This window comes from Neomoorella stamsii, assembly GCF_002995805.1.
Lineage (GTDB): Bacteria > Bacillota > DSM-521 > Neomoorellales > Neomoorellaceae > Neomoorella > Neomoorella stamsii.
Genome location: NZ_PVXL01000031.1, coordinates 64,447 through 71,767 on the forward strand (window position 1 = coordinate 64,447; position 7,321 = coordinate 71,767).

General features: G+C 55.0%; 6 protein-coding genes. All 6 read left to right on the forward strand.

Annotated elements, in window-relative coordinates:
- The first annotated feature begins 2 nt into the window (after positions 1 to 2).
- Positions 3 to 1,706: a phosphoenolpyruvate--protein phosphotransferase gene (gene ptsP, locus MOST_RS05745; RefSeq protein WP_054936033.1), complete on the forward strand. Its 1,704-nt coding sequence runs from the start codon at positions 3 to 5 to the stop codon at positions 1,704 to 1,706.
- 80 nt (positions 1,707 to 1,786) lie between these two features.
- Entirely contained in the window at positions 1,787 to 2,269 is a 483-nt protein-coding gene (locus MOST_RS05750) for a hypothetical protein (protein WP_054936034.1), read from the forward strand.
- Between the two features lie 6 nt (positions 2,270 to 2,275).
- Positions 2,276 to 3,106, forward strand: a complete 831-nt coding sequence (locus MOST_RS05755; RefSeq protein WP_054936035.1) for a DNA-methyltransferase — start codon at positions 2,276 to 2,278, stop codon at positions 3,104 to 3,106.
- Positions 3,107 to 3,202: 96 nt separating this feature from the next.
- On the forward strand, positions 3,203 to 4,717 hold the full coding sequence (locus MOST_RS05760; protein ID WP_054936036.1) for a sodium:solute symporter family transporter: 1,515 nt from the start codon (positions 3,203 to 3,205) through the stop codon (positions 4,715 to 4,717).
- A complete protein-coding gene (locus MOST_RS05765) occupies positions 4,695 to 5,993 on the forward strand; it encodes a phenylacetate--CoA ligase family protein (RefSeq protein ID WP_054936037.1) in 1,299 nt (432 codons plus the stop codon). The genes MOST_RS05760 and MOST_RS05765 overlap by 23 nt, the downstream gene beginning before the upstream one ends.
- A gap of 187 nt (positions 5,994 to 6,180) precedes the next feature.
- The coding region (locus MOST_RS05770) for an indolepyruvate ferredoxin oxidoreductase subunit alpha (RefSeq protein ID WP_489676594.1) at positions 6,181 to 7,321 on the forward strand (1,141 nt) is incomplete at its 3' end.

Genomic DNA, 7,321 nt, shown 5'->3' on the forward strand with positions numbered 1-7,321 from the left:
ATATGCTAAAAGGAATTGCCGCTGCGCCAGGAATAGGGATTGGGCAGGTGTATCTGCTAGAACTAAAACCAGTACAAGAAGAAACCAACAATAGCCATCTTTTACATGGGCCGGAGGAAATCAAGGTCGAGCTGACGCGACTGGAGGAAGCCCTTGGCCGGGCTAAAAGGGACCTGGAAGAGCTGGCGGCCAAAACAAGGCAAGAAATCGGTGAGGCAGAGGCCGGCATTTTCAACGCCCATATCTTGATGCTTACCGATCCCACTTTTATTGCCGGCGTAAAGGAAAAAATCCAGGTTGAGAAGAAAAATGCCGCCCGGGCGGTAGAGGAAGCGGCCGCGGCAATCGCCAGGACCTTTGCCGCCATGGATGAAGGCTATTTCCGCGAAAGGGCTGCGGACATCAGGGATGTGGCCGCCAGGCTGCTGGACAATCTTGCGGGGGGTTCGCGCCGGGCCCGGGAACTGAAAGCTGGTTCAATCATTGTCGCCAGGGAACTTACTCCCTCCCTGACAGCTAATTTTTCCCGTAATACTGTAGCCGGGATTGCCACTGAGGTAGGAGGGCCTACCAGTCATACGGCAATTGTGGCCAGGGCCCTGGGGATACCTGCCGTCCTGGGTGTTCAGGGGCTCATGAACCGGGCCAGAGACGGTGACCTGGCCATTATCGACGGTAGTGCCGGGGTGGTTTACTTAAACCCCGGCAGGGAGCTATTAGAGGAATATAAAAAGAAAAAGGCGGTCCTGGAAGCAGGCTGGCGAGATAGTAAATATTCAGGGCCGGCCAAGACCAGGGATGGCCGGCACATTGAAGTGGCGGCCAATATCAGGAACGCTGCGGAAGTAAAAATGGCCCTGGAGTATGGTGCCGAGGGTGTGGGATTATTTCGTACGGAATTTCTCTTTATGAACCGGGAGGAACCTCCGGGAGAAGAAGAACAATTTCAAGCTTACAAAGAGGTAGTGGCAGCCTTCCAGGGGAAACCGGTGGTGGTCCGCACCCTGGATATTGGCGGTGATAAGCCCTTGCCCTATCTTAACCTGGGCCACGAAGAAAATCCTTTCCTGGGTTTACGGGGGTTGAGGCTTTGCCTGGCCCGGCAGGAACTTTTCAAGACCCAGTTGAAGGCCCTCCTCCGGGCTGCCAGTTACGGCAACCTGAAGATTATGTTCCCCATGGTGACCACCCTGGAGGAGATACGACAGGCTAAAAAGATTATGGCAGAAGCCCGGATGGAACTGGAGGCCAACGGGTTGACCGTTAGCCACGTAGAAACAGGCATTATGATCGAGGTTCCGGCAGCCGCCCTGATGGCGGACGTCCTGGCCCGGGAAGTAGACTTTTTTAGCATTGGCAGCAACGACCTGGCCCAGTACACCCTGGCGGTAGACCGGGGTAATGAAAGGGTGGCCGGGATGTACGATGCCTGTCACCCTGCCGTGCTGCGGTTGATAGATGTCACCGTTGAGGCGGCCCACCGTTACGGCAAATGGGTGGGTTTGTGCGGTGAACTGGCAAGTGAAATTCAGGCCGCCCCCCTGCTGGTTGGCCTGGGCCTGGATGAAATAAGCATGAGCCCTGTTTTTATACCACCAATGAAAGAGACTGTAAATAAGATTGCTTACCACGAGGCCAGGGAACTGGTGAGGAGGCTGCTCGAACTACCAGGTCCCGGGGAGGTACGGGCAGCATTAAGCAAATAATATCTTCGCACCCAGGACAGGGTGCATTTTTTCTTGCCTGGCTTTAGCTGCCATGATAAGATTTTATAGGAGGGGTAAAAGTGGAGGAACAAAAAGTCCTTTTGATGCTGGAAAATATCCAGGCGATGGTTAAAGCCAACCTGGAAGGACAAAAGGCTTTTGAAGAGGTCTTTGAAAGGCGCTTGTCAACGCTGGAGAAAAGTGTTGATTGTCTTAATGAAAAAATGCAATGGGCCGCTAATGCCGTCAGGGATCTAAGACAGGAAGTGGGCGCAATTCAGGGTGAACTAGTATCGCTCAAGGCAGATGTAGCCGAGTTAAAGGCGGAGATGGCAGCCGTAAAAGCAGATGTAGCCGAGTTGAAAACGGAGATGGCGGCGGTAAAAGCAGATGTAGCTGAGCTTAAGGTGGAAATGGCGTCGGTAAAAGAAGAGATAGCAAACCTCCGTGCCGAAAATACATCTCAACATCAAAAAATGGAGAGGCGTTTAAATGTTTTAGCAGGAGAATTTGGTCGCCAGCATATTGAAATTGAGATGCTAAAAGCCAATGCAGGATGGTAATCAAGGATGGTGCTCATCGATAGGCCGGAAGCAGCGAATTATTCCCTGCCAGAGATAACGAACAGGGTTATTCTTGGTAATGCCCTGGAGGTGCTGAAGAAAATACCGGCAGAAGCGGTGGATACAGTCTTTCTGGATCCACCATATTTTCTCCAGCTGCCTAAAAAAGAGCTAAGAAGATGGACGGTAAACACGGTCGTTGAAGGTGTTGATGATGACTGGGATAAGTTTGGGTCTTTCGAAGAATATGATGAATTCATCTGCCGGATTCTTACTGAAGTAAAGAGGGTAATGAAGCCCCAGGCTACCATTTGGGTAATTGCTACTTACCATAGTATTTTCCGGATCGGTAAGATTATGCAGGACATGGGGTACTGGATACTCAACGATGTTATCTGGGCCAAGACCAACCCTATGCCAAACTGGCTGGGAGTAAGATTTACCAATGCCACGGAGACGCTAATCTGGGCAGTCAAAGACAGGAGGGCCAAAAAATATACCTTTAATAAAGAACTGGCTAGAGAATTTGGGATAGGTAAAGTTGCTGCTAATATCTGGGTTCTACCAATATGTAACGGATCGGAGAGATTGAAAGATGGGAATGGAAAGAAATTACATTCAACCCAAAAACCAATTGAACTGCTGCGGAGAATCATCCTTACTTCGACCAGGGAAGGTGACGTCGTCCTGGACCCCATGGCCGGGGTGGGGACCACGGGATACGTAGCTCAAGCCCTCAACCGGAATTTCATTATGATAGAGATTAACCCCAAATACATCGAAGGTATAATGAGGAGGTTCCAGCAACCTCTACAATTAACTTTGCCATCTGCGTAAAATCGTAAGAAACTTAACTGGCCCGGCAGGATTCTCACCTTTGTTGTGGAATATGTAAAGGCATTAAACTTCACGGCAGGACGGGGGGAAGGCAGGATGAAGTTTTTTATTTTGGGCTTATATTTTGCAGTACTTATCGTTATCGGTTTTTACAGCTTGAAGAAATCGCGGGATGTCGGCGGGTTTTTCCTGGGTAACCGGACCGTGGGCCCCTGGATATCGGCCTTTGCCTACGGGACGACCTACTTCTCCGCCGTTATTTTTATTGGCTACGCAGGCAAGGTGGGCTGGGGTTTCGGCCTTTCGGATTTATGGATCGTCATCGGCAACGCCTTTATCGGTAGTTTCCTGGCCTGGAAGGTGCTGGCGCGGCCGACCCGGGAAATGACGGTGCGCCTAAATGCTATGACCATGCCCGAGTTCCTGGCAGCGCGTTATGACAGCCCGGCTCTGCGAACGGTAGGGGCGCTGTTAATCTTTATTTTCCTTGTTCCCTATTCCGCCTCAGTATATATGGGTTTGAGCTACCTCTTTGAACAGGTCTTCCAGATTGACTTTGCCACCGCCCTCATCGCCATGGCCGCCCTGACGGCCGTCTACCTTGTCCTGGGTGGTTATATCGCCGTCACCCTGACGGATTTCATCCAGGGCTTGATTATGATCGGCGGCGTCTTTATTCTAATTTATTATGTTATTACCGCGCCACCAATAGGCGGCCTGGTCACCGGCATCAGCCGCCTGGCAGCCATAAATCCCCGGCTGGTTTCCCCGGTGGGACCTAACTGGTTTGCCCTTTTATCCCTGGTGATTCTCACCAGCCTGGGACCCTGGGGTCTGCCCCAGATGGTGCAGAAGTTCTATGCCATTAAGGATGAGCGTTCTATCTGGCCGGCCACGGTGGTCTCGACCCTGTTTGCCCTGATTATTGCCACCGGTGCCTATTTCACGGGTGCCTTTGGCCGCCTCTTTTTCAACAACCAGATGCCCTTACTTAATGGCAAGCCCAACCCGGACCTGATTATGCCCCAGATTATCAACCAGTACCTGCCGTCCTGGGTCGGGTTGCTCCTGCTCTTGCTGGTGCTGGCGGCCTCCATGTCCACCCTGGCTTCCCTGGTGCTGGTCTCCAGTTCGGCAGTGGCCATTGACCTGGTCCAGGGGTCAGCGCCTCACGTTTCACGGCGAACGGTCATGGCTTTACTGCGTTTCTTATGCGTCTTCTTTATCGGGCTGTCAGTATACATTGCCTTAAAGCCCACCATTATCCTGGTCCTCATGTCCCTGTCCTGGGGTACGGTAGCCGGGGCCTTCCTGGCACCCTACCTGTACGGTTTGTACTGGCCCCGCACTACCAAAGCCGGGGCCTGGGCGGGACTTTTGAGCGGGCTTATTATTTCCCTGGGATTAGCTTTCTACTACCACCTTGACGGCAGCGTTATCCCCACCATTGGCTCTCTGGCCATGCTTGTTCCCCTGGGTGTGGTACCCCTGGTGAGCCTTGTCACCCCGGCCTTTTCCCGGGAGCATTTAGCCAGGGTTTTTGGCCACGGCAAGGTGAGTACGGCAACAACTAAAGGATTGGTGACTGATGATCTGGGATTTGGCAAATGAGTGTCGTTCCCGGGCGGATATCGAGGCTTTGCAACTGGCCCGGCTCCAGGAAACGGTAGCCAGGGTCTATGAGCGGGTACCCTTTTACCGCCAGGCTATGGAAACAAAAGGTATCCGGCCATCGGATATCCGCACCCTGGCGGATGTCCGCCTGTTGCCCATGACCACCAAGGAGGATTTTCGCCAGAATTACCCGTATGGCCTCTTTGCCGTGCCCCTGAAGGAAGTGGTCCGCCTCCATGCTTCTTCCGGCACCACCGGCAAGCCGGTGGTGGTGGGTTATACCCGCCGGGACATGGAAACATGGACGGACCTCGTGGCGCGGATGGTTTCCCTTGCCGGCGTCACGGCTGACGATGTCGCCCAGGTAGTCTTCGGCTACGGCCTTTTCACTGGAGGTTTTGGTCTCCACTACGGCCTGGAGCGGGTGGGGGCTACGGTGGTACCGGCCTCGGCCGGCAACTCCAAACGGCATATTATGTTAATGCGGGACTTTGGTACCACCGTCCTGGTGGGGACGCCGTCTTACGTCCTGCACCTGGCCGAGGTGGCGGAAGAAGAAGGTGTGGACCCGCGCGAATTGCCCGTGCGCCTGGGCCTGTTTGGCGGCGAGGCCTCCAGCCGGGAGATGCTCCGGGAAATCGAGCGGCGCTGGGGAATGCTGGCCACGGATAATTATGGCCTGTCGGAAGTCATGGGGCCGGGCGTCTCCGGCGAGTGCGAGTACCAGGACGGCCAGCACGTGGCCGAAGACCACTTCCTGGTGGAGATCCTTGACCCGGTTACCGGGGAACCCTGCCCGCCGGGGGTCAAGGGCGAGGTGGTCATTACTACCCTGACCAAGGAAGCACTGCCGGTGCTGCGTTACCGCACCCGGGACATTTCCTCTTTAAATTTTGAACCCTGCCGCTGCGGCCGTACCACGGCGCGCCTGGCCAAAATTACCGGCCGGACTGATGATATGCTCATTATCCGGGGGGTCAACGTCTTTCCCTCCCAGGTGGAGAGCGTCCTCATGGAAATCGAGGGGGTAGCCCCCCACTACCAGCTTATCGTCAGCCAGCGCAATTACCTGGATGAACTGGAAATCCAGGTGGAAGTAGACCCGGAGTTTTTCAGCGACCGCTACCGCCAGCTTGAGGAACTGGAAGAAAAGGTGGTCGACCGCCTGCATACAGTGCTGCAACTCAAAGCCCGGGTGCGCCTGGTGGAGCCCCACAGCATTCCCCGGAGCGAGGGCAAGGCACGGCGGGTGGTAGACCTGCGGCCGAAGTGAGGTAAATAGAAGGCACTATTCTCGGAACTATTAACCCGCCAAAAGCGGGTTTTTATTTTTATGCCGGAGGGCCTAACCAGTATTTTAATTTAAAGTTTAAAGTAGTGACTAAGAGCAATTATTAGGTTAGAATAAAAGTATTGCGGCCCGGATTACAACGGGCCTGAAGTGTGGGAGAGGTGGAAGTGTGCAGGAACTGTTAATCGGTAACCATGCCCTGGCACGGGGCGCCTGGGAAGCAGGTGTCCGGGTGGCCGCCGCCTACCCGGGGACGCCGAGCACGGAAATAATCGAAGCCCTGGCCGGGTACCCGGAAGTATACGCTGAATGGGCGCCCAACGAGAAGGTGGCCCTGGAAGTAGCTATTGGCGCGGCCATCGGCGGCGCGCGATCTCTGGCGGCCATGAAGCATGTGGGTGTTAACGTCGCCGCCGATCCCCTGATGACCCTGGCCTACACCGGCGTCAATGCCGGCCTGGTGCTGGTGTCGGCCGATGACCCCGGCCTCTTTAGCTCCCAGAACGAACAGGACAACCGCTTTTACGCCCGCATGGCCCAGATACCCTGCCTGGAGCCGGCCGACAGCCAGGAAGTTAAGGATATGGCCATGCTGGCTTTTAGTTTAAGCGAGGAATTTGATACCCCGGTAATTTTACGCCTGACCACCCGGATTGCCCACTCTTACAGCCTGGTGGAACTGGGCGAGCGGCGGGAAGTGCCCCTGAAAGATTATCTAAAGCAACCTTCTAAATATGTTATGCTGCCGGCCTTTGGTAGGGCACGCCACCTGGTGGTGGAAGAAAGGCGTCTCAAACTGGCTGCCTATGCGGAAACTACACCCCTGAACCGGGTGGAATGGGCCGACCGGCGCGTGGGTGTTATTAGTAGCGGTATTGCCTACCAGTACGTTAAGGAAGCCCTGCCCGGGGTTTCGGTACTGAAGCTAGGGTTGACTTATCCCCTGCCGGAGAAGTTGATCCGCGATTTTGTCAATGCTGTTGAGACCTGCTATGTGGTGGAAGAGCTGGAACCCTTCCTTGAAGATCAAATCCGCGCCTGGGGCCTGCGCGTAGCTGGCAAGGAACTGGTGCCCCGGGTGGATGAATTGAGCAGCCTCATTGTTGCCCGGACGGTAGGCGCCCAGGTGGCAGCCGTGGCTTCCGAGCTGGTTTCCCAGGACCTGGCTGCAGTAGCCCTGCCCGGGCTCATGGCAAATGATGCTCCGGTGACCGGCTACGGGACGAGACCAGGGGTAAAGGAAGCGGCCGCCACCACTTCCCCAGCCGCTGCCGATCTCCCCGGCCGCCCCCCCCTCATGTGCCCCGGGT

Excerpts from the sequence above, each read along its gene's own strand:
- ptsP (WP_054936033.1), top strand. The coding sequence starts at position 3 with ATGCTAAAAGGAATTGCCGCTGCGCCAGGAATAGGGATTGGGCAGGTG.
- MOST_RS05755 (WP_054936035.1), top strand. The coding sequence starts at position 2,276 with ATGGTGCTCATCGATAGGCCGGAAGCAGCGAATTATTCCCTGCCAGAG.
- MOST_RS05760 (WP_054936036.1), top strand. The coding sequence starts at position 3,203 with ATGAAGTTTTTTATTTTGGGCTTATATTTTGCAGTACTTATCGTTATC.
- MOST_RS05765 (WP_054936037.1), top strand. The coding sequence starts at position 4,695 with ATGATCTGGGATTTGGCAAATGAGTGTCGTTCCCGGGCGGATATCGAG.